Origin of the sequence: Vibrio nigripulchritudo (assembly GCF_027924785.1) — a bacterium.
Lineage (GTDB): Bacteria > Pseudomonadota > Gammaproteobacteria > Enterobacterales > Vibrionaceae > Vibrio > Vibrio nigripulchritudo.
Map to the genome: position 1 here is coordinate 2,493,761 of NZ_AP027049.1, position 24,377 is coordinate 2,518,137.

The following is a 24,377-nucleotide window of genomic DNA, read 5'->3' on the forward strand; positions in this document are numbered from 1 at the left end:
CAAATCTAAATATCACAGGTCCTTTATTTAATACTAAGGTCAAACCTGTATATAATGTCGCGTTATTGTCCTTCATGGTTTAAGTGAAGGTGAAGTCTACATGGGTGATAAAAATATGAGCGCTCCAAACGCCCCTCTTACTGAGAGCAAAAACCTTCGTGATCTGCCAAATATGATCACTTGTTTGTTGCCTGCCTATAACGAAGCTGAGAATCTTCCACAGGTAATTCCAGAAACCTACAACTACCTCAAACAGTTTTGTAATGAGGTGGAGATTCTTATTGTTGATGATGGCAGCCAAGATAACACTGTAGCCGTAGCTCAAGAGCTCTCTCAAAGCTACCCCATTTCTATCGTGAAGTTTTCTAGAAACTTCGGTAAAGAAATTGCGCTAAGTGCAGGTTTAGACAATGCTCGCGGCGATGTGGTCATCATTATGGATTCGGACGGTCAGCACCCTCTCCCAGTCATTGGTGATTTCATCAAGCATTGGCGCGACGGCTACGATATGGTTTACGGGGTTCGTGCTAACCGAGACGACGAATCCTTTGCCAAACGAGCCTTCACGAAAGTGTATTACGGGCTGCTAAAACGCATTTCCGATGTAGAAATTCACCCTGACGCCGGAGACTTCAGACTACTTGGTCGCAACGTTGTAGATGCACTGATTTCGCTTCCTGAACGTACGCGGATGATGAAAGGTCTTTACGCGTGGGTTGGATTTAAAAGCAAAGCGGTTTCATTTGAAGTTGTAGAACGTTTGAGTGGTGCCAGTACATTTAGATTTCGCGACCTGACTTCTCTGGCGATAACCGGACTCACCTCGTTCAGCAGCATCCCACTCAAAATATGGATGGTCGTAGGAGCTATTATTTCAGCCATGTCTTTTGGCTACGGTATGTTAGTTCTGCTTCGTACCCTCTTTTTTGGTACTGATGTTCCAGGTTGGCCATCACTGATTGTTTCCATCTTTTTCCTAGGAGGTATTCAGTTGCTTTCCATCGGAATCATGGGAGATTATCTTGCTCGTGTGTTTTCTGAAGTAAAAAGGCGTCCGTTGTACATCATTGAAGAGTACCAGAAGAGCGAAGACAAACGCGAATCAGGCAGTGAAGACGAGAGAGCATGAAGCAAGTAATTGTCTGTGCAGATGACTATGGCATGTCGGAAGAAGTCGACGCTGCCATTCTTGAGTTGATTGAAAACTCATGTATTTCCGCCACCAGTTGCATGACATTGATGCCTGACTGGTCGCAATCTGCTACACAGCTAAAACCTTTAGAAGGACAAGCCGCTTATGGTCTTCATTTTGACTTAGGCGAATTTGCCAGCCTTGGCAAATTAATGTTTGGAGCTGTTACTCGGACACTTAACGCGGAACAGCTTACCAGTACGCTAAAAAAACAGCTGGATCGATTCGAGGATGAAATGAATCGCCGTCCAGACTATCTGGATGGTCATCAGCACGTTCACGCTTTTCCTGTTGTTCGTGACGTCGTTGCCAAAGAACTAAGCCAGAGATACGACCAGGACATGCCTTGGGTCCGAAATCCTTGTGTCCCTCTAAGCGGTCACGACTCAGCATTGAAAGCAGTGGTGATTAAAGGAATGAATGCTGGATTTAAAAGTACGATTCAATCCGAAACTAAAGCGGCATTAAACTCGGATTTTGCGGGCTTGTATTCCATCAGTGAGAAAGCCGATTTTGCTGGCATGATGGAGGGCTGGCTAGACAAGATATCCGATAATGGGCTTATTATGTGTCACCCTGCGACCCAAGGAGCGACAGTGGAGCATGGGCTGGCAAGAGTCAATGAGTACGACTACCTAATGAGTGAGCGATATCAGGAATATCTCCAAGCCAACCAGATTTCATTAGCTAAATCACCTAGGCAATAAGGGTGATCAGTTTCTACAAAAAAGAGCAGCGAATTCGCTGCTCTTTTGCTATCAGTTGCGCTTTCTATTGAGCCAGAAGCTTTCTGACTACTTCTAAATCTTCCGGAGTATCAACGCCTGCTGCCGGGGTTTCTTTTGCCACCGCCACATGAATCTTCTCACCATACCAAAGCACTCTGAGTTGCTCTAGGCATTCGATTCTTTCAAGGGCACTTGGCTCCCATTCCACATAGGTTTTGATAAAGCCTGCGCGGTAAGCGTAAATGCCGATGTGACGCTGCAATGGCTGTCGAATGCTTGGCGATTCTTTAGAGAAGTCGTCTCTGTCCCATGGAATAGAGGCTCGGCTGAAGTAAAGTGCATAACCGTTTTGATCGGTAACAACTTTAACCGCATTAGGGTTGAATACCTCACTTTCGTCTTCGATCTCTACAGAAAGCGTTGCCATTGGCGCATCACTCATTTTCAGGTTTTCTGCCACTTGAGTGATGATAGATGGCGGAATTAAAGGCTCGTCACCCTGAACATTCACGACCACATGATCGGCAGGTATCTGCATTTTTTCAACCACTTCTGCCAGTCTTTCCGTCCCTGATTCATGCTTGTCTGAAGTCATGCAAACCTGCGCACCAAAGCGTTCAGCCGCACTTTTCACCCGTTCATCATCAGTGGCGATAATAACCTGATCAGCTCCAGCCTGAATGGCTTGCTGATACACCCATTCAATCATAGGTTTCCCGGCAATATCTGCCAGTGGTTTACCCGGAAGTCTGGTCGACTGATAGCGAGCTGGAATGACGACAGTAAATGCCATTTATTTTCCCTCGTCCATGGAAATACTACGAGCTTCTGATGCTAAAAGAACGGGAATACCATCTTTAATTGGGTACGCGAGGCGAGCAACCTTGCTAATAAGCTCTTGTCTGTCTTTATCGTAGGTCAATTTGCCTTTACAAACCGGGCACGCAACGATCTCAAGCAGTCGATGATCCATAATCTTTCATTACCTCTTTGATTCTCTGTAATATTCTTTCTGCATTTTGGTCTGCAAGCTCTGCAGACACAGGCAAATACCACCAATTGTCCTTCGCAAATGACAGACATTTCACCGCATCCTTTTCAGTCATAATAATAGGAGTGCTTGGCATTTCAATCTCAGTGATCTGCCCTTCTGTCATTTTTTGGTGGTCAGCAAAACCGTGTTCAGCTTTTAGCGACACGCCTAAACGTTTGAGTGTGTTGAAAAAACGAGGGGGATGACCGATTCCAGCCATTGCCACCACGCTCTCTAAATCCAAGACATTGAGGGTTTCACCAGTAACCAGGTTCTTGGCGAGAGCAGGCTCTAATGTCATGGCGATTTCCTGTGATTTGGGTTCGCCACCATTGGTTACGATGAAATCGACACTTTCCAATCTTGATACCGGTTCGCGCAGCGGTCCCATCGGAATCAGCTTTTCGTTGCCCATTCTTCTCTTACCATCGACCACTGCGATTTCAATATCACGCTCTAAAGCGTAGTGCTGCAACCCATCGTCGGTCACAACAACATCGACACCTTGCTCAACCAGAGCTTTTACCGCGTTGCTACGAACCGGGTCTACGGCAACAGGCGCATGAGTCCGTCTGTGAATCAACAAAGGCTCATCACCACAATGTTCAGGGTTGGAGTTTTCTGAAACTAGATAAGGGTATTTAGGCGCTTTGGCTCCATAACCACGAGAAACAACCCCTGGGTTTAGCCCCATTTGTTGTAGCTGTTCAACCAGCCAAACCACCATCGGCGTTTTTCCGTTTCCGCCCGCTGTAATATTTCCAACCACCACAACCGGAACCGGAGCGCGATATCTCGGTTTCGCGCCAGCCTCAAAATCTCGTTTTCTGCTTTCACTGATCTTCTGGTACAAACAGGATAGCGGCCAAAGAATCGGCCACAACACAACACCCAACCAGTGATTCTCGAACCAGATTTTTTCTACCATTTAATGCGACTCATCAAACTGAATAGAATAGAGCTGAGCATAAGATCCACCCAGTTCAATTAATGATTCATGGCTACCGCGTTCGATCACTTCACCGCTATCAACCACCAGAATTTCATCTGCATTTTCAATCGTAGACAGCCTGTGAGCGATCACCAGAACCGTTTTGTCCTTTTGAAGTTCATCCAGCGCAGACTGAATCGCTCTTTCCGATTCGGTATCCAGCGCAGATGTCGCTTCATCCAATATCAACACAGGCGCGTTACGTAGTAAAGCACGTGCGATGGCAAGGCGTTGGCGCTGTCCGCCAGACAAGTTCACACCGTTTTCACCTATTACTGTGTCGTAGCCATTATCGAGCTTCTCGATAAAATCATGAGCATAAGCCAGTTTTGCGGCTTCAACGATCTGCTCTCGGGAGTATTGCTCTTCTGCGGCGTACGCAATGTTGTTGGCGACGGTATCGTTGAACAGATGGACATGCTGAGAAACCAAGCCAAAGTGCTGGCGAAGGTTCTCTAGTTCAAAATCTCTTACATCAACGCCATCAAGGGAAATCGTACCTTCATCGAGTTCGTAAAAGCGAGTAAACAGGCTAGCGATGGTACTTTTGCCCGAACCAGAGCGACCAACCAATGCAACCGTTTTTCCCTGTGGAATTGAAAAACTCACATTTTTGAGGGCTGGTGTTTCTTTTGTCGGGTAGGTAAAGGTGACATTGCTTACTTCGATATCGCCTTTGACTGCGTCTTTCTTTACCTTGCCTAAATCCGTTTCTGTCGGCATATCTAGCAGACTAAACAAGGTTTGAGACGCCGCCATACCACGTTGGAAATCGGACATCACCGCGGTTAAACCACGAAGCGGTCGAAGCATGCTTAACAGAGAAGAGAAAACCACAGTAAAAGCACCTGCCGTCAGCTCAGCGCGAATTGAATCCATGGAAGCCAAGAAGAGAACGGTCACGAGAGCGGATGATCCAATCATCTGAACCACTGGGCTTGATATCTGCTGCACCACGACCATCTTCATGTTTTGCTGACGCATAGCATTGCTGACGTGATTAAAGCGCTGCTCTTCAACTTCCTGGCCACCACAACTGAGCACTACTTTGTGACCATTGAGCATTTGCTCGGAAGACGTGGTCAGGTTACCCATCTCTGTTTGCATGTTTTTGGAGATTTTTCTCAGCCTGCGAGAAACAGTACTGATGGCAACAGCAACAACAGGTCCCACCACCAGAACCACAAGAGAAAGCTGCCAGCTTGTGTAAATCATAAGACCAATAAAGCCCAGTAAGCTTGCGGTTTCACGGACAATATTCACCAAAGCCTGGCTGGTTGCACCAGCGACTTGTTCTGTATCGTAAGTAATTCGGGAAAGCAGGCGCCCTGTCGACTCTTTATCGAAGAATGAAACGGGCATCTTCATAAAGTGATTAAAAATTTCCCGACGTAGCTTCATCACAACGTGGTTGGATACCCAACTCATAAAATAAGCAGACAGAAACCCGCTACCACCACGCACCAGCATCAAGACAAGGATGATGATTGGCATTGTTTTCAGAAAGTCAGAATCTGCGCTGCCAAAGCCTTCGTCTAGCAAAGGTTTAAGCAGAGAAATCATATAAGTGTCACTTAGGGCGTTAACAACCAGTGCTATCGCCGCTATGACTAGGCCAATTTTGTAGTTTGAAATGTAAGGCCAAAGGCGCTTAAACGTCTGAAAGGTCGATTGATCGGATTCTTGCGACATAAGAAAATTGTTTTTCAAAAGATTCCGCTCATTCTACTCCTTTCCTTACGATCTGCCTATACCAGCGAGCGGATTGTTCTTGCCTAACTGATTGTACATACCAGTGGTTTTCATCAAACAGGATAGATATTTGCCCTTGCTCTCCCGTATCCAACCACTTTGCTCCAACCTCGTTATAAGCGTTCAGGACCGTAAGCGCAGGAAGATTCCAGCGATTTCCTTTGGCAAGAGAAGCAATAGCGAGGTCTGGGCTGACGTATTGGACAAACTTCGATTTGGATGAAGTAGAGGAACCATGATGAGGAACAATTATGACGTCCGACTTAAGCTTTGCCCCTTCATTCGCCAGCAAATATTCACTAATGGCATCAATGTCTCCGGTCAAAAGAACAGAATGGCTTCCATCACTCACTCTGATTACACAGGAATGGGGATTGTATGCCCGATTCACTATTTCGGGTGGCCAAAGTGCTTCAAATTTCAAACCCTGCCAGTTCCAGTTCTCCCCTATAATGCATGGTTGATAGTTAGGCAGGCTTTGGCTTGAACGCGACCATACGGGATGCAGGTGAGTTTCAACGAACTTCCTGCCACCAGCATGATCAGAGTCCAGATGACTGAGAATCAGCCCATCCAGTTTGGATATTCCACGATTAACAAGAATCGGATACACCACACTTTGCGCATAACTGCCGCCTTGCCAACCGACACCCGTGTCATAGAGTACAGCTTTGTTGTTTTTCTCAATCAAAATCGCTAGACCATGCCCCACATCCAATACGTCTAATTGCCAATTGGGCTCTGGTTTGCTGGGGAATAACCAGAGTAATGCGACAGGCAATAACAACATAGGATTTAAGCTTCTGAGTAGATAACTTATGAATGCTAGAACCAGACCAACAACGATTATCGCCGCATACATTGGGGAAACACTTATCCAACCCGCCGAGCCTATATCCAAAACCCAAAGAATAGGAGCGAGAGATTTATCAGCTAACCCCCAAAATAGAGAAGCAAAATGCTCGCTTATTGGCGTAAAAGCAAGCGCAATAGAAATTAAAGGCAGTGTGACAAAACCAACCAGAGGCACAAATACCAAGTTGTAGAGTGGCGACAAATAACTGAATCCGGAAAAGAACAGCATAGATATGGGAATGAGCGTCACCAACAACCAAATCTGCATTCCGATAAGCAGCCGCAGTTTTTGAACCCAAGAGTAAGCTCGGCGTTTCTGTAGCCCCAGAAACAAAAAGATCACGACCACAGCAGCAAAGGATAACCAGAAACTGGCGGTCAGCACCGAAAATGGATCTAGCGCGAGTATCACACTGCACACTATGAGCAGAATCTTCCAGCGTCCAAAATGCACGCCTAATGCTTGTATCAGAGAAACGCTCAGACAAGCCAAAAGCGCTCGTTGAGTTGGAAGTGAAAAGCCAGCGAGTGCCGCATATCCCACAGCAAGAAGCAGCGCCATACAGATAGGGCTCCAGGCTTTCGAACGTCCTGGAATAAAGATGGAGATGCAACGACCGACAACCCAGCCGAAACCGAAGACCAAACCAATATGAAGCCCTGAAATAGCCATCAAATGAAGCAAGCCGCTGCGTTGCAAATTGACCCAATCTGAAGCCTTCAGAAAACTACGTTCACCAAAACTTAATGCAATAAGAAACCGCTGTGATTCCAGTCCAGAGGTGTACATTAAGCTGTGGTCAAACAGATGCTGCCGCAAACTTGATATTTTTCGGTGCATGACAACCGCATTGATAACAGCCTTACCGTGCCAGCCTTCACTAACAAACTGTTTTTCCTGATCAAACCCCGCCTCATTGAGACGACCATAGACAGGTTTAATAACAACTTCGAGGGTCAGCTCATCATTAATTTCCGGTCGATTTTCTGTCTGAGACCACACAATTCGCACTTTAGGCTGAAGAAAATAGGGAATTTCCCGGTCGTTAATTTGATGGACGACAAAAGTCGCTACATAACCATGGCTAATTTGTTTAAAAAGGCTGTCAATTCGGCCAGTTATGGTACTATTCTGACCCTCAGAAAAAAGCACACGTTGCTGTGATTGATAGAGGGTGGAATGGACAACCACAATTATCAATCCTAGCAATACGCCTTTGAGGCAAGCAGTACCTGACCTGTTCCAGATAAGCAAGCATAGGATAATTGCGGGAACAAGCCAGAAAGCACCCGGCATGGTCGTCCAAAGTGCAGACGAAGCCACTGCTGCCGTGAATGAAATTAATGTCCAGTTAGAAAAGTGAGTCTTCATATCCTATGCCAAAAAAAATGATCCGACGCTTCTTACCCGATCACGATTTAATCAAGCGTCAAAAAGCACTTAAAATATTTGGCAACGTCCTTTATAACCCTAACTTATGGTGTCTCAACCGACGCTCTGCTGCTGGCGCATTTGCCGTTGGCTTATTCATGGCTTTTGTTCCTCTTCCCAGCCAGATGATCATGGCTGCGGGTTTAGCCATTGCGTGTGGGGTCAATCTTCCTCTTTCTGTTGCTCTGGTTTGGGTGAGCAACCCTATTACCATGCCCGTGTTGTTCTACTTTGCATATAAGGTCGGGGCACTGGTAATGTCTACGCCACCTCAGAAATTCCACTTCGAGCTGTCCTGGGACTTTATAGTGGAGCAGATGTCGACCATTGGTCCCCCGTTTCTGCTAGGCTGTGCCATCTGTGGCGTGGCAAGTGCCATGCTCGGTTATTTCGGCATTCGCGGTTTATGGCGCTATTCCGTGGTCAGAAGCTGGCAAAAACGTGGGCTTCGCCTTCGTTTGAGAAGATAAGAGAATTCAAATGGAATGAAAATGAGCGAACCGATAGCTTACGAGTGATATGGAATCACAATGTAACTGAGCTGTTTCTCATATTGATCAAAAAGACCCCAATCATGGGGTCTTTTACGTTTAAAGCAGTTTATTAGAAAAGAAGTTACTTACCACTTAATACACTTGCTGGGTGGATCTTGCTGGCTCGTGATGCTGGGTACAAAGTCGCGAGTAAGCTCAAGAATACGGCTGTACCGGACACAATGACAACGTCTTGCCAAATAATTTCGGATGGCAAGAAATCAATAAAGTAAATGTCGCCAGACAAGAATTGATGACCTACAAGCGATTCCAGACCTTTTATCAGAGTCGTCAGATTACTCGCTACAAACAACCCAAGCATGCTTCCTGCCAAACTTCCGGTGACACCAGAAAAGACGCCTTGCCATATGAACGTACGGCGAATCAGACCGTCGCTCGCTCCCATGGTTTTTAGAATAGCGATTTCCGACAACCTGTCTTTTACCGCCATCATCAAAGTCGACACAATGTTAAAGCAGGCCACACCTATTACCAGCACCATAACAAGGTACATAATGGTGCGAACCAACTGAATATCTCGATACAGAAATCCGAATTTATGCTGCCAGCTTCTTAGGAATACAGACACGGACAACGTATCCCCTACCTCTCGGACAATGGACTGAGCTTCAAACACGTTTGTGGTCTTGATGGAAACACCCGTGACACTTTCACCTATGTTGGCGTAGGTTTGAGCATCAGCTAGTGGCAAAAGCACCAAACCATGATCAATTTGACCGCCAAGGCTAAGGAAGCCAACCACATTCAATCGGACTCTTTTGGGCGCACGTACTTTCAGCGAATTGTTTGCCTGAGGAATAAGCAGAGTAATGCTCTCTCCTACTTTCGCGCCCAAGTGGTCGGCAATGCCTTTTCCGAGGATGACCTGGTTATTCCCAGGTTGAAACTCTTCCCAAGCATCCTGGTCGATAAATTCGACCAGATTAGACACGCGTTTTTCAAGCTCAGTATCAACGCCTCGAATTTCAACCGCTTTCAGAATGGCGCCTTTTTCAGCCAGCCCCGTCAATTTCACGTATGGTGCTGCAGCAATCACTTTGTCGCTTTTCTCAGCGTCGGTTACTACTCGCTCCCAATTTTTGATTGGTCCTCTTGCACCTTCAAATTCACCATGGGCAATGACTGAAAGCACACGATTTTCTAGTTCTCGCTCAAAGCCATTCATCGCTGAAAGCCCAATCAAGACTACAGCCACGCCGACCGCAATGCCTATGGTTGAAGAGAGAGAAATAAAGGACACCAGCTTGTTTCGTTTTTTTGCGCGGCTGAATCGGCTACCTAATAGTAAGGAAAGTGAAAACATGATTCTCTGCCCTATCTCCCTGAACGCACTTCATGTTCATCCACCAACAGACCATCTTGCATATGGAGTTTGCGATCCATCTTATCTGCCAGTTCGTTGTCGTGAGTCACCACCAAAAATGCCGTACCAGACTCCTTATTCAGCTCTCGCATCAAGTCGTAAATCGCCAAAGCAGAGGTGTGGTCCAGATTCCCCGTAGGCTCATCAGCTAACACTAGGGAAGGCTCATTCACCAACGCGCGCGCAATCGCCACTCTCTGTCTTTCACCGCCAGACAACTCCGCTGGTCGGTGTTCAAGCCGATGCTCTAACCCAACCTTGGCAAGTAATGTTTTTGCAGCACTCTTGGCTTTTGCAGGGCTTTGACCACCAATCATCAACGGCATTGCAACGTTTTCTAATGCGGTAAAGTCCGCCAGTAGGTGATGAAACTGATAAACAAACCCTATTTCCTGATTTCGCAGCTTGGCTTGCTGACTGCTATTCAGTGCCGCCAATTCCTTTGACTGAAAGGAAACCTTCCCCTGCGTCGGCTCATCGAGAGCACCCAATACATGCAAGAGCGTGCTCTTTCCTGAGCCGGAAGAACCAACAATGGAAACCAGTTCTCCTGCCTTCAGGGAAAAACTCACACCTTTTAACACTTCGGTTTCAAAATTGCCTTCGCGATAGGTTTTACAAACAGAATCACAAAGTAATAAATCACTCATATCGAAGCGCCTCAGCTGGTTTTACGGACGAAGCCCGGTAGGATGGATAAAGCGTTGCTAAGATACTTAAAGCAACCGCCAGAGAAATAATGATGAATACTTGCGTAGGGTCAATAAGCACAGGCAACTTCCCTCCTACTGCAAACAAGTTCAGGTTGAAAAGTTGCAGCAGGCTGTTGATGTTGGAAGCCAGCAACACGCCCACCAGACCACCCACAATCGAGCCAATCACTCCGCTACTTGCTCCCTGAACCACAAATACCGTCATAACCTGAGAATTGGTTAGCCCCTGAGTTTTCAAGATAGCGACTTCAGCCTGTTTCTCCATGACCACCATTATCAGCGCCGAAATAATATTAAACGCGGCGACGCCAACGATAAGCCCAAGCATAAGACCCATCATGTTTTTTTCCATTTTGACTGCCTGAAACAACTCACCTCGCTGTTCGCGCCAGTCGCTCCATTTCCAGTTTTCAGGAAGCGACTTTGTTGCCATTTCTGACACAACAAACGGGTCATCAAACGTCAAACGCCAGCCGGATACCGTCCCTTTCGGGTATCTAAGTAACCTTGAAGCATCTTGTATATTGGTCACCATTAGCTGTGAATCGATATCAGAACCAGTGTTAAACACACCTGCAACGGTAAAGTTACGCTGGCTTGGTATGCGACCTAATGGCGTGAATCGACTCGCGCCAGTTACCATAATCCGTACTTTGTCACCCACTCGCGCTTTAAGCTGTCTGGCGAGTGTATGACCCAGAACGACCCTGTACTTTCCTGCCTCCAAAGCTTGAAGGCTCCCACCCAGCAGATGTTTACCCACTGGATCATTTAGCGTAGGGTCGATGCCCAGTAGTATTCCGGCGTTTAATCGGACCGGGCTTTGAATAACCGCTTCAGACCGAACTATCGGGGTTGGCTTTGTGGAAGTAGGGTATTGAGAGAGAAACTCGGGGGGCTCAGCGCTAAGTTGGGTTTTACCCGAATCTTCACTGACGACTGCATTAGGCAACACCCCAAGGATGCGTCCTTTGAGTTGTCCTTCAAATCCGTTCATGACAGAAGTTACGGTTATCATAGCCATCACACCAATGGTGATGCCCGCCGTAGACATGAACGAGACAAACCGGCTAAAACGATCTCCTGACCTTCCGCGTAAATAGCGCAATCCGATATAAACCGATATGGGATGGAACATATAGAAAGAACCTTGATAAATCACTGGTCGGTAATGTAACGAGAAAGCCACTGATTTAGTAGTCTTTACTTAAGGCTGGGCTCTTAAAATGACGAAAAAAATACATATAACGGCAGATTTCTTGATTCATGCGCTTACATGACGATAATCAATAGAATAGAAAGAAGGGAATTGCAGTATGAGCCAACAAGAGTATTTTACCGTTCAACATGGACTGACCGTTAATATCGAGCCGCTTGAATCCGATTTTGAGCTGCCGGATAACGAGCAGTTTGTTACTGAAATCCCTGCCCCATTTTTAGTTGCTACCGAATTCAGTTCTCTGGATAGCGTGACTGAAAAAGCGATTGGGGAATTAAGAAGCAGCGACCTTTCGCACGTGGTCCAGTTGCTGGAAACCCAAAACAGCAAGTTGAACCTTTTGCTTACGTATATGCTCTCTCAGCAGAATGATCCGGCTTTTAGCAACACTACGTCTTCCTTTGGTGCCAGCCAGTTTACTTACACGGCGAAAAGCGCCCTTGCTATTGGTCAAACCGTTCGTACAAAAATCTTTCTCGAATTTCCAGCCGCAGCCATTTACTGTTACGGCAAAGTTTCTGAGTGTGAAGGGGATGACCAATCCTATAAAATCACGATATCATTTACTCTATTGCGCGAAGAAGATCAGGATTTGCTGATCAAAGCCGCGCTTCACCAACAACAAAAATTACTAAGACAACGTTCATTGGAACGCGATCGTAAATAACGTTATGCCTAATTCACATCTTCTTTCTCTGGCGCTGCCTGGCGGCGCGGGAGATAAAAAGCACGTCGGTAATCTAAAAGGCTCGGCTTTATCTGTTGCCATTGCTCAGTTGTCTGAGCAACACAGTGGGCACACACTCCTTGTTGTCCCCGATCCTCAGCTTGCGCTCAAGCTTACGGCTGAAGTCGAACAGTTTACCCAACAACCCGTTCATATGTTCCCAGATTGGGAAACTCTGCCTTACGATAACTTTTCTCCTCATCAGGACATCATATCTGATCGAATTTCGACACTGTATCAGCTGCCAACTCAAAGTAGCGGCATTACTGTGATACCGGTGAGCACCTTGCTCCAGCGTCAGTCACCACGTGACTTTTTGATGCAGCATACACTGATGGTTAAAAACGGAGACCGCTATTCACTGGAAGCACTTCGTCTGCAACTGGAGAAGTCGGGCTATCGACACGTTGATCAAGTGTTCGGACCGGGTGAATACGCCAGTCGGGGTTCCATCATTGATTTGTACCCGATGGGCAGCAGCGATCCTTATCGTATCGATTTCTTTGATGATGAAATTGACAGCATCCGCACTTTCGACCCTGAAAATCAGCGTTCCATCGACGACATTCCGGAAATTCGTCTGCTTCCTGCTCACGAGTTTCCAACAACAGATCAGGCGATTGAAGACTTCCGCGGACGTTGGAGACAAAAGTTCGAAGCAAGACGCGAACCCGAATCCATCTATATGCAGATCAGCAAAGGAACCTGGCCGGCAGGTATTGAATACTGGCAGCCTCTTTTCTTCGAGCACACAGAAACCTTGTTCGACTATCTGCCTGATAACACGTTGCTCATCTCTGTTGGCAATTTAGAAAATGCCATCGACACTTTCCTTGGCGACGTTGATTACCGATTCGACCAACGCAAGGTTGATCCACTGCGCCCGCTACTTGAGCCTGAACTTCTGTGGCTCAAGAAGGACGAACTCTTTTCACACTTCAAATCGCTCCCACAAAGCCTGTTAAGCGCAGAAGAAGTTGCTAATAAAGGCGGAAGAAGTAACGAAAAGATTGATGCTCTGCCAGATTTGCATGTTCAGCATCAGAACAAAGAGCCAATGGCAGCATTGAGGCAGTTTGTAGAGCAGTTCAGCGGGAAAATCGTATTCTCCGTTGAATCACAAGGTCGCCGAGAAGCGTTATTAGAGTTACTCCAGCGAATCAAACTCAAACCTGTAGAGTGCACGAGTTTGAATGATGCTCTCGCTGCCGATACAAAGATCAATCTGATTCTTGGCGCGGCGGAGCATGGTTTTATTTACGAACCATCCCAAATAGCACTGATCTGTGAGAGCGACTTGCTCGGCGATCGGGTGATTCAAAGACGTAAAAAAGATCGAAAAGCCGTTAATTCGGATACGGTGATTCGTCATCTGGCCGAGCTAAAACCCGGTCAGCCAGTCGTTCACCTTGATCATGGTATTGGGCGATACACTGGTCTTCAAACATTAGAAGCAGGTGGAATGCCCACCGAATACGTGACCTTGGAATATCAGGATGGTGCCAAACTTTATGTGCCCGTTTCTTCACTGAACCTTATCAGTCGCTATTCCGGAGGCGCAGAAGACAGCGCACCACTGCACAAACTCGGTGGTGAAGCTTGGGCAAAAGCAAGACGCAGAGCCGCAGAAAAAGTCCGTGACGTCGCAGCCGAGCTGCTCGATGTTTACGCCAAACGCGAACTCAAACCTGGTTTTAAATTCAAACTGGACCGAGAAGAGTACGCGACATTTAAATCTACCTTTCCTTTTGAAGAAACCGATGATCAAGCCACGGCGATCAACGCGGTGCTTTCAGACATGTGTCAGCCAAAAGCAATGGACCGACTGGTTTGTGGTGATGTGGGCTTTGGTAAAACAGAAGTGGCAATGCGTGCCGCGTTTGTTGCCACTGACAACAGCAAACAGGTCGCAGTTCTGGTTCCCACCACCCTACTGGCCCAGCAGCACTTTGAAAACTTTCGAGATCGCTTTGCCAACTTACCGATTCGGGTTGAGGTTCTTTCTCGATTTAAATCGGCAAAAGAACAGAAGCAAATTCTGGCGGATGTGGAAGAAGGCAAAGTCGACATCATCATCGGAACGCACAAACTGCTTCAGAATGACATCAAATTCAAAGATCTTGGTCTGCTCATCGTAGACGAGGAACACCGATTTGGCGTTCGTCAGAAAGAAAAAGTGAAAGCCATGCGTGCGGATGTGGATATCCTCACTCTTACCGCCACCCCGATTCCTCGAACCCTGAATATGGCAATGAGTGGAATGCGTGATTTGTCGATCATTGCGACTCCTCCAGCAAGGCGTTTAGCCATCAAAACCTTTGTTCGTCAGAGCGAAGACAGCGTCACCCGTGAAGCGGTGCTCCGTGAAATCATGCGTGGTGGACAGGTTTACTTCCTACATAATCAGGTTGAAACCATTGAAAAAGTGGCAGCGGATCTGGAAAAACTGATCCCGGAAGCCCGTGTAACAGTGGCACATGGTCAAATGCGCGAGCGAGAGCTTGAGCGCATCATGAACGACTTCTACCATCAACGTTTCAACCTGCTGGTGTGTACCACGATTATCGAAACAGGCATTGATGTCCCGACCGCCAATACCATCATTATGGACAGAGCCGACAACCTTGGTCTGGCTCAGTTACATCAGTTACGTGGGCGTGTGGGTCGTTCTCATCATCAGGCATACGCTTACCTGTTAACACCTCACCCGAAAGCGATGACTAAAGACGCCATCAAACGTTTAGATGCGATTGCATCACTGGAAGATCTGGGGGCTGGCTTCACGCTGGCAACTCACGATCTGGAAATTCGTGGTGCAGGTGAATTACTAGGTGATGAGCAAAGTGGTCAGATTCAGTCTGTTGGCTTTACGCTCTACATGGAAATGCTAGAACAAGCAGTTGAAGCGTTGAAAGAAGGGAAAGAGCCGTCTCTCGATGAACTGCTTCGTGACCAGACCGAAGTTGAGCTTAGATTGCCTGCTCTGCTCCCTGACGACTATATTCCAGACATCAATACGCGTCTTTCTATGTACAAGCGCATTGCCAGCGTCAGCAATGAAAACGAACTGGCAGAAATGAAAGTGGAACTTATTGATCGCTTTGGAACCTTACCTGATGCCGCTAAGAATTTACTAGCGGTCAGCGAGGTCAAACAAAAAGCCGGGACCATGCATATCAAGAAAATCGAGGCACATGCTAAAGGAGGATTTATAGAATTTTATCCTACCGCTGACATAAACCCTGCGTTTCTTGTTAAATTGCTGCAATCGGCGCCGCAAAAATATGGCATGGAAGGTCCAACCAAGTTGAAGTTTGCGCTACCATTAACCGATCGTCGGGAAAGAGTGCGTTTTATTAACGACTTACTTCAACAGTTTGCAGAGAATCGCCTGCCAAGTTAATCAGGAATTTGGTACGCTTACCGGACGCGTGTTTTAAGCAAAAGAGCGGTGAGTCGCCGCTCTTTCTATACGGAGCAACAATGAAAAAACTGATCCCCTTACTGCTATGCCTGTTTTCATTTGAATCACTGGCAGCCCGACAGTTTGATATAGAAGTCATTTTCTTCAAGCGAGCAGTGGATCCTGAAACCATTAACGAATCCTGGCCAAATCAAAACCCAGAAATTAATCTGGAACGTACGTTCTCTTTCCAGGACTCTGAGGGTATGAGACTAAAAGGAGCTGCATTACTACCACGCTCTAGCTACCAGTTGAATGCCCAGTACAACGCATTAAAAAAACACGCTGCGTTTACACCGCTTATGCATGTTGCATGGAGACAAGGTGACCGTGGTAGCCACAGTGCCCCAGTGTTTCGAATTAATGCTGGTAAAGACTACTCGAAGCAGTTTGATGAAACAGGCAGAGCACGCGCTGAAAATCAGCTAGTGGCGGATTTAGGTGACGGTATCACTGAAGAAACCACCTACAAGCCAAATTACGAACTGGAAGGCAAACTTCAGGTTTATGTGCAGCACTACCTCTTTGCCGATGTAAAACTGGATTTGAAAAAGCCGAGTGTCAGAGACATTACCTTTGAAGAGAAGTCTTTAGACTTGGCGGATACGGAAGGTGACGACACTATTCAGGTTGGTAATCTTGAGTCCGTTTCTCCAACACTTCAGGTGGAAGAATTCCTTAAGTCTTACCGTATGGATCAGAAACGTCGTATGCGAAGCAGTGAAACTCATTACCTTGATCACCCACTAATGGGAATGATCATTCAAGTTCGTCGAGTTCAAAGTTAAATCTGAGCAATATCACCTATATGCATTTTGCTCCAGATTTCTGCATCATCACCAAACGGCTCGAACTTCGACTGATTAAAAATGAAGAAGTCGGGTCGTTCACTCAAGCAATTAAAAACTCCCCTTCTCTGCATCAATGGCTCGATTGGTGTGACAGCGAATTTTCAACCGAAGACGGTTATGATTTTCTGATCGCCAACCGCCTAAACTGGCTAAAAGGGCTTGCGTATGGCTTTGGCATCTTTAGTCGGGAAACCAATGAATTTCTTGGAATGGTCGCTCTCACAGAACGTTATTTGTCATTCAATATGGGCAGTTTGGGGTATTGGATATCGGATGCTCACCAAAAGAAAGGCTACGGTACAGAAGCGTTAGACGCGCTCATCGAATGCTGTTTCAGCAAAATAAAACTTACGCGGTTGGAAATTGTCTGTGACCCAGAAAATTTTGCCAGTCATAAGATTGCTGAAAAATGCGGTGCCGTGTGTGAAGGGTTGGCTCGTAACCGATTCATTCACCACGGAAAGCCAAAAGATGGTATTGTCTATTCCGTAATACCTGAATAGACACCTGATTAGAATCCAGATAAACGAAAGGGCTCATATGAGCCCTTTTCTTTGTTTGGATGTTTCTTCTTAGTGCAGTTTCAGGTTTGGACGCAACACTCGGTTAATACGCCCTACCAGCATCATCAAACCCGTTTTGATCACACCGTGAAGCGCCATCTGGTGCATACGATACAGTGAAATGTACACAACACGAGCGATGCGACCTTCAACCATCATTGAACCTTTGGTCAGGTTACCCATCAGGCTACCTACTGTGGAGAAACGGCTTAGCGAAACCAAAGAACCGTGATCCTTGTAGATGTATGGCTTTAGATCGCGACCATTGATTTTTGCCACAATGTTAGAGAATGCCTGACTCGCCATCTGGTGTGCAGCTTGAGCACGAGGCGGAACAAACTTACCGTCTGCCTGAGTACATTGTGCTAGGTCGCCAATGACAAAGATGTCATCGTCGCGCGTCGTTTGCAGCGTATCTTTAACAACAAGCTGATTGATGCGGTTAGTTTCCAGCCCAGCGATGTCTTTAATAAAGTCCGGAGCTTTGATGCCTGCTGCCCAAACCATGATTTGCGCTTTGATTCGCTCGCCATCTTTGGTTGTCAAACCGTCTTCATCGGCTTGCGTCACCATAGTCGCAGTACGAACGTTTACACCTAGCTTTGTCAGCTCTTGATGCGCTGCTGCAGAAATACGAGGAGGAAGTGCAGGAAGAATTCGTTCACCCGCTTCAATCAGGTTAACGTTCAGTTTGCTTGAGTCTAGATCGCCGAAACCGTAGGTGCGCAATTCTTTCACTGCGTTGTGAAGCTCAGCAGAAAGCTCAACACCCGTTGCACCAGCACCGACAATAGCAATGTCTACAGAGCCCTGACCGCTTTTTGCGTGCAGCTTCAGGAATTCGTTGTTCATTTCAGTACGGAAGCGGTGTGCCTGTTCAGGGCTATCAAGGAAGATACAGTTGTCGCGAACACCTGGTGTATTGAAGTCGTTGGACGTTGAGCCGATCGCCATCACCAGAATGTCGTATTCCAGTTCACGCTCTGGCATCAAAAGCTCATCTTGCTCATCACGCAGTTCACTCAGGTAAATGACTTTGCGCTCACGGTCAATGTCTTTGAGGCTGCCCATTTGAAAATCAAAGTGGTGGTTTTTTGCATGAGCACGATAGCTTAGAGCATCCACACCCTCATCGAGAGAGCCGGTTGCCACTTCATGCAGAAGAGGTTTCCATAAATGGCTGGCTTTACGGTCAACTAAGGTTACGTTTGCACGTCCTTTTCGACCTAAAGTTCGTCCTAGCTTGGTCGCAAGTTCAAGTCCGCCTGCGCCACCGCCAACAACAATAATACGCGTCACAACGACACTCCTATGTAATATGAAAAATATTTGCTCTCGCTTTTATGCAAAGCCAAAGCATTGAATTCTTATGTGCTTTTTAAAAGCCTCATATCAACGAAGTGAAGGGGACCCTTTTTATACAATCACGGATAGGATCAAAGTGTGCTCTAGCACATAATACTTGGGCAAGTTATCTTCTTGCTCTCAAATTTTTTTGATATTTATCAAAAATATCTTCAAAAAGCATTTATAAAGACCCATATCATCTTGGCAACTTAAGTTTGTAAGAAATCACTGGTTTCCCGACTAACTGACGAGATTTTGCACCATTCGAACCCATCAATTTCTTTCTGCGGTATTTCACGTCCTTACCATTCAATTCTGTTTTATGTATGGTTGATTTCGTTTAACGGTTACCAAGCTTTCATATTGAGTGACTCTTCTTCAATGCCTACCATTTTACGTCTTACTAACTTAATGCTCGATTAAAGAACAGACCAAGAAATGAAGAAAACACAGAGCGGTTTTACCCTTTTAGAAATGATTGTTGTAATTGCCATTTTAGGGGTGCTCGCTTCGTTCGCGACCCCAAGATATGTGGACGTGGTAGACAAATCTAAGACCAGTATTATTGAGAGTGCTGGTAGTGCGGTAAGAAGTGCAAACACCTTTGCAAGAGGGGTGGCGCTAACTGAAAGTCTTCACAATCTGCCTGAAAGTTCGATCACCATAGAGGGAAAAGAAGTAAAGCTGACCCACGGCAACCTCATTACTTCTTCAGACAACTTAATCAACGCGATTGATACAGGGATAACCATGACAGATTATGTGCCGCGAGGTGATCTCAATGGTCAAAAAGGTGTGCTGTTCCATTTTGGCGGAAAGGATGACAATGTCGACAGTATTCGAGCTAAAGGTTGCTTTCTGGATGTGAGAAACAACAAGCTGGGTCTGATTGAATACGCTTCTGAAAGCTGCAAGGGTGATAACACATAAAAATATGTGACCCCAAAAAAATGCCACTTTCAAAAAGTGGCATTAGGGTCTGTTTATGATTGCAAGTCGTGAGCTGGCGGTATCTCTTTAAACACTTTCATTGCTTGCAGGTGTTGAGAAATCTTCTTGAACTTGTGAGTCTGTGTCTCATCCCAGATGATGCGATAGTATGGGGAAAGCTCATCAGCAGACAGTTGATTGTCGCGAATTTCGTCTTCTCTCGACAGCACAACTAAACAATTATCACGATTCTTATCTCTGAACTTCTCAACGCATTTTGTGGCAATGTCTTCGTACTCTTCAGGTCGGTCAATTCGACCTTGCATATTCTCTTCTGGGTGGAGATTAGGGTTAAAAATGACTTGCTTAATGCCACACAGAAACCCGATACGTTCAGACCAATAACCACCAAGCCCTACCCCACAGATTATCGGGTTAGGATCGTTTGAAAACTCCATGGTTTTATGGACTTCTTTGAGCAGATGTTGCATGTCGTGTTTGGGATGCAATGTGCTGTAGTTAATAAATCGCACATCATCATCGATAAACTGAAGCTGAAGCACTTTTTCATGATTTCCTGGGCTGGTGGAATCAAAACCGTGCAAATAAATGATCATGGGACCTCCCGCGGTACCAATGCTTTTGTTATTACTTCAATCTACCACGAAGACTAGGGTTTTAAAGAGGTGAGGTTTCAGGAATGTTGGGGAAAGTGATCGCACTAGCATTTTAAGAGCGTATTTTCATAAGCTGATCTTGCAGTTCCTCTGCTCTTTCCTTGTAAAGGCTTGTTCCCCAGAGCTGATGACCCAGAAGATACCAAAGCAAACCTAAGAGACGAATTTTTGGCAACCAGCCTTTCACCCCCTCTTGCCATTCTTCCATTGCATCAAACCCAATTCCTCGGAACTGACAATACATGGCGACCGCAACTTCCGGGTTCAAACCAGATACCTCGATGGTCATTGCCAGATCCATTCTTGGGTCGCCAATCGCAGAGTATTCCCAGTCAATCACACCCAACCCTTGGTCTGTACGGATCAAGTTATAAGCACCTAAATCAAAGTGACAAAGTGTTCTATCCGTCTCTGCCAGATAAAGTGGCTCACGGTGCTTTTTGTATAACTTTTCGAGAGACTCGGTTTTGAATTCCGGCTTAATCTGCATCCAATAATGGTCTACTTTCTCAGAAAAAAGTAGCTTCTGGATAGGCTTGTCGTTGATTTTAACTTTGTGGACTGACGCAAGAATGTGGAGCAATTCATCTTGTGAGATCTGATCCTGAACAGGTTCTCCCTCAATCCACTTAACCAGTAGTCCACTCTCATTAAGAAGGACAGGACCGGGTGAAAATGAGTAGTTATTCAGTGCATTCAGAAGATGGAATTCATTCGCACGTGAAATGCCAAAGGAAAGTGTGCTTTTAGATACTGGTCGCCAAACGTAATGGCATTCATCCTGTGAGATTTTCCAGCAACGGTTACTGAGACCGCCTGACAGAAGTTCCATCTGCTCAGGCGGTGAATCGAAATAATCGCTAAGTGAATTCAAGGAATTATCAAGCTGAAGCGCTTCTTGCCATCCCATTTTTGCCACTTAGCGCTACTCCTTTACAGACCTAAGAAACTCTTAGATTTTTGCTTACGAATTTCAGTTTCGTCAGCCCATTCGATCAGACCGGTTTCCAGATCCATCAGACGCATAGTCATTTTGTAGTATACGTCCTGATCGCTGCCTGCGTTTTTAACGATGCTCGCAAGGTTACCATAGAGCATGTATTGAGCACCCACCATTTTACCGAACTGGATAGCGCTGCTCTGATTAACAAGCTCATCGTTGTTTTGGAAATTCAGTTGGTCGCGAACAGCTTCAACGCGGTCCATATCAACAAAACGGAACTTGCCTGAATTCAGCATTTTCGTGCTGATGGAATCTGTGATGGATTCCGTATCAATGTGCTCACTGGTTTTGTTCTTGATGCTCTCAACAAACACAATCGGACGGCTGTCACGAGTGATTGCAGCAACAGACCCAGACATCAACATACTGTCTACCATCTGACCCGCAATGGTTTGCAAGTCGGTAGAACCAAAATCGATGGTGGTTGTTTCTACAGCCTGAGCGTCACCGTAAGACACCTGATTAGAACAACCACCCAGAATTGCGGCTAAACCAAGTAAGGCGATAGCACTTTTTTTCATAATGTTTCCTTAGTTATTAGCTTGGCGAATTTGAACACGGTATTGAGTCGCATTAGGGTTCACAGACACTTCGGATACCGAAATGGTCTCGAAACCACGAATGATGACCTTACGCCAAGGACCCGGTTTACTGTTTACTTCTAAGCCCTTGTCATCGTACCAATAGAAACGGTACTGAACATGCTGATCGCTTTTGTATTTACTAGCCAGGCTAACAATACCTCGAGCATGCCCATTGACTAGGTCAGTATCGATATTTTCGATATCCAAACGACCACCTAAAATGTTGTCGTTCATGATAACTCGTTGAGATTGTCCATCAATGCTAAGCCCCGCAGTGGGTGTCTGAGCACAGCCGAAAACGGCGGCGGACAATAGTACAATCCATAACTTTTTCATTAGATAGCCCCTAATTGTTTATGCCATACTGACGATCCAGTCCCTTGTCGAGAAACCCACACCAACGTGGTTTGTCCGGCTTTAACATTGAAAGTATAGTTTTGACCGTTAACAACAAGGGTATGTTCCCCTGGGTTCACCTGCTTACTGCTGCTAAATACTTCTGCAGGCAACGTTTGCCAGCTACGAGTGTCAGCTTGTTCAGTTAAGGCATTCCAGATACTGAATAGTGCGTTTCCTACGTCGTCACCTTTTGTCGCCTCTCTTCGAAGCTGATCTTTGGCAACCACTCTTAATGCCTGTCGGATAATAATACCCGGCATGCGTTCACTTAAATTGTTTTGCGCCATCAGATTCACATCTACCAATTCGGAACGGTTCAACGCCGTACCGTTTAACATCAAAGATGGCGATGGATAGGTTTCTGTATTCGGGTAATAAGGTAACGCAATACTGTAAATTGATGTCAGATTTTCTTTAGAGTTGTAGACAGGCAAGGAATAGTTAAATGAATCCATTGCCTTCACAACTCTTTGCTCATCCAGAACAATGACGCGACCTTTGCTTTTCGATGGCTTCTTGTACTTCCCATAACGCGCTTCAAAGGTTTTCAGATCCTGACGCATTCCAAGCTTATGACCAACACGCAATACCGCATCAATCACTTCCTTATTGTCAGGCATGACTGCCAGAGCTCGTTTGTAGTCAATGTAGGCGCTATTGAGGTCGCTGTCGGTCTCGTAAAGAAGTGCTGAAAGATAAAGTAGGTATCCATTCTGAACGGCTTTAAGTTTGTCACCAGCGTCTGGGTAATTCGCCATGATTGCCGCAATGTTTGGTGACACCCCTTCTCGCTCGGCGGAAACTTGCGCCGACTCCAGCTCAGACTGCCGACGCTTCTTTGCCTGCTCCTGAACTTGGTTTGCACGACGCATTTCAACCAATGCACCAGACAGATCATTTTTTTGCAGATAGTTCAGACCAAGGTATAAGTGTAGGAAGCCCAGCTCGTAGTCGGCGGGTTCATAGGTCGTCATGTTGTCGTTAGTCGCGAGCGCGCCAACGGTGTTCGCAGTTTCGCTGAGAGAGATGGTTGCTCTGTCATTCAGCACTTTGACTGCGTTGTCGCTCACCTTAAGGTAAGACATGCTTTGAGCGTAGTCCTGATTCAGCAGAGAAACGCGCCCTTTTTCCATGTTGTCCAGAATCGGACCTGCAATCTCCGTGTTGAGCTTTTCCTGAGCCTCGGCGTAGTTACCGTTACGGACAGCAAAATACGCCTCTTGTGTCTGAGCACTGTAGTGACTGAATAGATTGCCTGCAGACATAGTGGCACATGCACTTAATAACGCGCTTGTACCAGCTATAAAGAAACTGCGGACGGGTAATGATTTTCGAGCAAAAAACACTCTTGCCTCTAACGTTTAATTATTCTTTTTCTGATGATTTCCGATTCTACCAAACTGATATTAATCAGCTGATAAGCATAGGACCAAGCGGCTGACCACCAACCAGATGCATGTGAATGTGGTAAACCTCTTGTCCACCGTGTGCATTACAGTTCACGATCAAACGGTATCCGTCTTCTGCAATGCCCTCTTCTTCTGCAATTTTGCGAGCCGCTGTAAACATTCGTCCCATCATGGCTTCATCTTCAGCTTCAACATGGTTAGCAGTCGGGATCAGTTTATTTGGAATAATAAGGATATGCTTGGGAGCTCGAGGGTTGATGTCGCGAAAGGCTGTAACTAGCTCGTCCTGAAATACGATATCTGCTGGAATTTCTCGATTGATAATCTTTGTGAAAATGGTTTCTTCAGCCATGGTCTTGAGCTCCTGAGTGATTGACCGTAAAAATGAGCCTGTGCTCATTGATATATCGCGAATATCTTTTTGATATAGAACCAATAGTATGGCTGAACCCGTTTAAGAAGACAATAAAAAACACTGTACATAACCATATCAATATACAAGATAACGTAATAATAAAACTGTTAACTAGATACCTTTTGTGACCGTACTACGTCAGGAAAGTTTAAAGCTGGTCAAAGTAAAACTTTGAGA

At 46.0% G+C, this 24,377-nt stretch carries 23 protein-coding genes; 8 read left to right on the forward strand and 15 right to left on the reverse strand.

What is annotated here, in order from left to right:
• Window positions 1-100 precede the first annotated feature (100 nt).
• Window positions 101-1,129 carry a glycosyltransferase family 2 protein gene (locus QMG91_RS11390; protein WP_281826560.1) on the forward strand — a complete coding sequence of 343 codons (1,029 nt, stop codon included), beginning with the start codon at window positions 101-103 and terminating at the stop codon, window positions 1,127-1,129.
• On the forward strand, window positions 1,126-1,899 hold the full coding sequence (locus QMG91_RS11395) for a ChbG/HpnK family deacetylase (protein ID WP_281826562.1): 774 nt from the start codon (window positions 1,126-1,128) through the stop codon (window positions 1,897-1,899). The genes QMG91_RS11390 and QMG91_RS11395 overlap by 4 nt, the downstream gene beginning before the upstream one ends.
• Before the next feature lie 64 nt (window positions 1,900-1,963).
• On the opposite strand, the gene kdsB is transcribed toward QMG91_RS11395, so the two are convergent.
• Genes kdsB through QMG91_RS11420 form a run of 5 tightly spaced genes read right to left on the reverse strand, consistent with a single transcriptional unit; the run spans window position 1,964 to window position 7,923 of the window.
• The gene (gene kdsB / locus QMG91_RS11400) at window positions 1,964-2,713 is read right to left on the reverse strand and encodes a 3-deoxy-manno-octulosonate cytidylyltransferase (RefSeq protein ID WP_022589474.1); all 750 of its coding nucleotides are present in this window, start codon (window positions 2,711-2,713) and stop codon (window positions 1,964-1,966) included.
• Window positions 2,714-2,893: a Trm112 family protein gene (locus QMG91_RS11405; RefSeq protein WP_004402555.1), complete on the reverse strand. Its 180-nt coding sequence runs from the start codon at window positions 2,891-2,893 to the stop codon at window positions 2,714-2,716.
• The gene (lpxK, locus tag QMG91_RS11410) at window positions 2,874-3,881 is read right to left on the reverse strand and encodes a tetraacyldisaccharide 4'-kinase (RefSeq protein WP_281826566.1); all 1,008 of its coding nucleotides are present in this window, start codon (window positions 3,879-3,881) and stop codon (window positions 2,874-2,876) included. The genes QMG91_RS11405 and lpxK overlap by 20 nt, the downstream gene beginning before the upstream one ends.
• Window positions 3,882-5,636 (reverse strand): lipid A ABC transporter ATP-binding protein/permease MsbA, encoded by a 1,755-nt coding sequence (gene msbA, locus QMG91_RS11415; protein WP_281826568.1) that lies wholly within the window; start codon window positions 5,634-5,636, stop codon window positions 3,882-3,884.
• Window positions 5,637-5,664: 28 nt separating this feature from the next.
• Window positions 5,665-7,923 (reverse strand): DNA internalization-related competence protein ComEC/Rec2, encoded by a 2,259-nt coding sequence (locus tag QMG91_RS11420; protein WP_281826570.1) that lies wholly within the window; start codon window positions 7,921-7,923, stop codon window positions 5,665-5,667.
• Between the two features lie 5 nt (window positions 7,924-7,928).
• Between QMG91_RS11420 and QMG91_RS11425 the strand changes: the two genes are divergently transcribed.
• A complete protein-coding gene (locus QMG91_RS11425) occupies window positions 7,929-8,453 on the forward strand; it encodes a DUF2062 domain-containing protein (protein ID WP_004400631.1) in 525 nt (174 codons plus the stop codon).
• A gap of 145 nt (window positions 8,454-8,598) precedes the next feature.
• Here the strand turns inward: QMG91_RS11425 and lolE are convergent, their stop codons facing one another.
• From lolE to lolC, 3 genes are read right to left on the reverse strand one after another with little or no spacing between them, the layout of a single operon-like run.
• Complete coding sequence (gene lolE, locus QMG91_RS11430; protein WP_281826572.1) at window positions 8,599-9,840, reverse strand: lipoprotein-releasing ABC transporter permease subunit LolE; 1,242 nt, start codon at window positions 9,838-9,840, stop codon at window positions 8,599-8,601.
• 11 nt (window positions 9,841-9,851) lie between these two features.
• The gene (lolD, locus tag QMG91_RS11435) at window positions 9,852-10,550 is read right to left on the reverse strand and encodes a lipoprotein-releasing ABC transporter ATP-binding protein LolD (protein WP_281826574.1); all 699 of its coding nucleotides are present in this window, start codon (window positions 10,548-10,550) and stop codon (window positions 9,852-9,854) included.
• Window positions 10,543-11,751, reverse strand: a complete 1,209-nt coding sequence (lolC, locus tag QMG91_RS11440; RefSeq protein ID WP_281826575.1) for a lipoprotein-releasing ABC transporter permease subunit LolC — start codon at window positions 11,749-11,751, stop codon at window positions 10,543-10,545. The genes lolD and lolC overlap by 8 nt, the downstream gene beginning before the upstream one ends.
• A 178-nt stretch (window positions 11,752-11,929) precedes the next feature.
• Between lolC and QMG91_RS11445 the strand changes: the two genes are divergently transcribed.
• The 4 genes from QMG91_RS11445 to QMG91_RS11460 all read left to right on the forward strand — a co-directional run bounded on the left by QMG91_RS11445 (window position 11,930) and on the right by QMG91_RS11460 (window position 17,376).
• Entirely contained in the window at window positions 11,930-12,499 is a 570-nt protein-coding gene (locus tag QMG91_RS11445; protein WP_004400627.1) for a PilZ domain-containing protein, read from the forward strand.
• A 4-nt stretch (window positions 12,500-12,503) separates the two neighbouring features.
• Window positions 12,504-15,962, forward strand: coding sequence for a transcription-repair coupling factor (gene mfd / locus QMG91_RS11450; protein WP_281826577.1), 3,459 nt, complete (start codon window positions 12,504-12,506; stop codon window positions 15,960-15,962).
• 80 nt (window positions 15,963-16,042) lie between these two features.
• A complete protein-coding gene (locus QMG91_RS11455; protein WP_022589466.1) occupies window positions 16,043-16,810 on the forward strand; it encodes a peptidoglycan binding protein CsiV in 768 nt (255 codons plus the stop codon).
• Between the two features lie 20 nt (window positions 16,811-16,830).
• Window positions 16,831-17,376, forward strand: a complete 546-nt coding sequence (locus QMG91_RS11460) for a GNAT family N-acetyltransferase (RefSeq protein WP_022550209.1) — start codon at window positions 16,831-16,833, stop codon at window positions 17,374-17,376.
• Between the two features lie 69 nt (window positions 17,377-17,445).
• Here the strand turns inward: QMG91_RS11460 and QMG91_RS11465 are convergent, their stop codons facing one another.
• Window positions 17,446-18,735 (reverse strand): NAD(P)/FAD-dependent oxidoreductase, encoded by a 1,290-nt coding sequence (locus QMG91_RS11465; RefSeq protein ID WP_022550208.1) that lies wholly within the window; start codon window positions 18,733-18,735, stop codon window positions 17,446-17,448.
• A gap of 486 nt (window positions 18,736-19,221) precedes the next feature.
• Between QMG91_RS11465 and QMG91_RS11470 the strand changes: the two genes are divergently transcribed.
• Complete coding sequence (locus tag QMG91_RS11470; RefSeq protein ID WP_281826581.1) at window positions 19,222-19,713, forward strand: type IV pilin protein; 492 nt, start codon at window positions 19,222-19,224, stop codon at window positions 19,711-19,713.
• Window positions 19,714-19,766: 53 nt separating this feature from the next.
• On the opposite strand, the gene ycfP is transcribed toward QMG91_RS11470, so the two are convergent.
• The 6 genes from ycfP to hinT form a co-directional block, all read right to left on the reverse strand.
• The gene (ycfP, locus tag QMG91_RS11475; RefSeq protein WP_004401638.1) at window positions 19,767-20,330 is read right to left on the reverse strand and encodes an alpha/beta hydrolase YcfP; all 564 of its coding nucleotides are present in this window, start codon (window positions 20,328-20,330) and stop codon (window positions 19,767-19,769) included.
• Between the two features lie 112 nt (window positions 20,331-20,442).
• On the reverse strand, window positions 20,443-21,300 hold the full coding sequence (locus tag QMG91_RS11480) for a phosphotransferase (RefSeq protein WP_281830464.1): 858 nt from the start codon (window positions 21,298-21,300) through the stop codon (window positions 20,443-20,445).
• 23 nt (window positions 21,301-21,323) lie between these two features.
• Window positions 21,324-21,914 carry a penicillin-binding protein activator LpoB gene (gene lpoB / locus QMG91_RS11485; RefSeq protein WP_004401636.1) on the reverse strand — a complete coding sequence of 197 codons (591 nt, stop codon included), beginning with the start codon at window positions 21,912-21,914 and terminating at the stop codon, window positions 21,324-21,326.
• A gap of 9 nt (window positions 21,915-21,923) precedes the next feature.
• The gene (locus QMG91_RS11490) at window positions 21,924-22,313 is read right to left on the reverse strand and encodes a YcfL family protein (protein ID WP_004401635.1); all 390 of its coding nucleotides are present in this window, start codon (window positions 22,311-22,313) and stop codon (window positions 21,924-21,926) included.
• Entirely contained in the window at window positions 22,313-23,641 is a 1,329-nt protein-coding gene (locus tag QMG91_RS11495; RefSeq protein ID WP_230690580.1) for a COG3014 family protein, read from the reverse strand. Before QMG91_RS11495 ends, QMG91_RS11490 begins: the two co-directional genes overlap by 1 nt.
• 145 nt (window positions 23,642-23,786) lie before the next feature.
• Window positions 23,787-24,137 carry a purine nucleoside phosphoramidase gene (gene hinT / locus QMG91_RS11500; RefSeq protein ID WP_022550204.1) on the reverse strand — a complete coding sequence of 117 codons (351 nt, stop codon included), beginning with the start codon at window positions 24,135-24,137 and terminating at the stop codon, window positions 23,787-23,789.
• Between the last annotated feature and the right edge of the window lie 240 nt (window positions 24,138-24,377).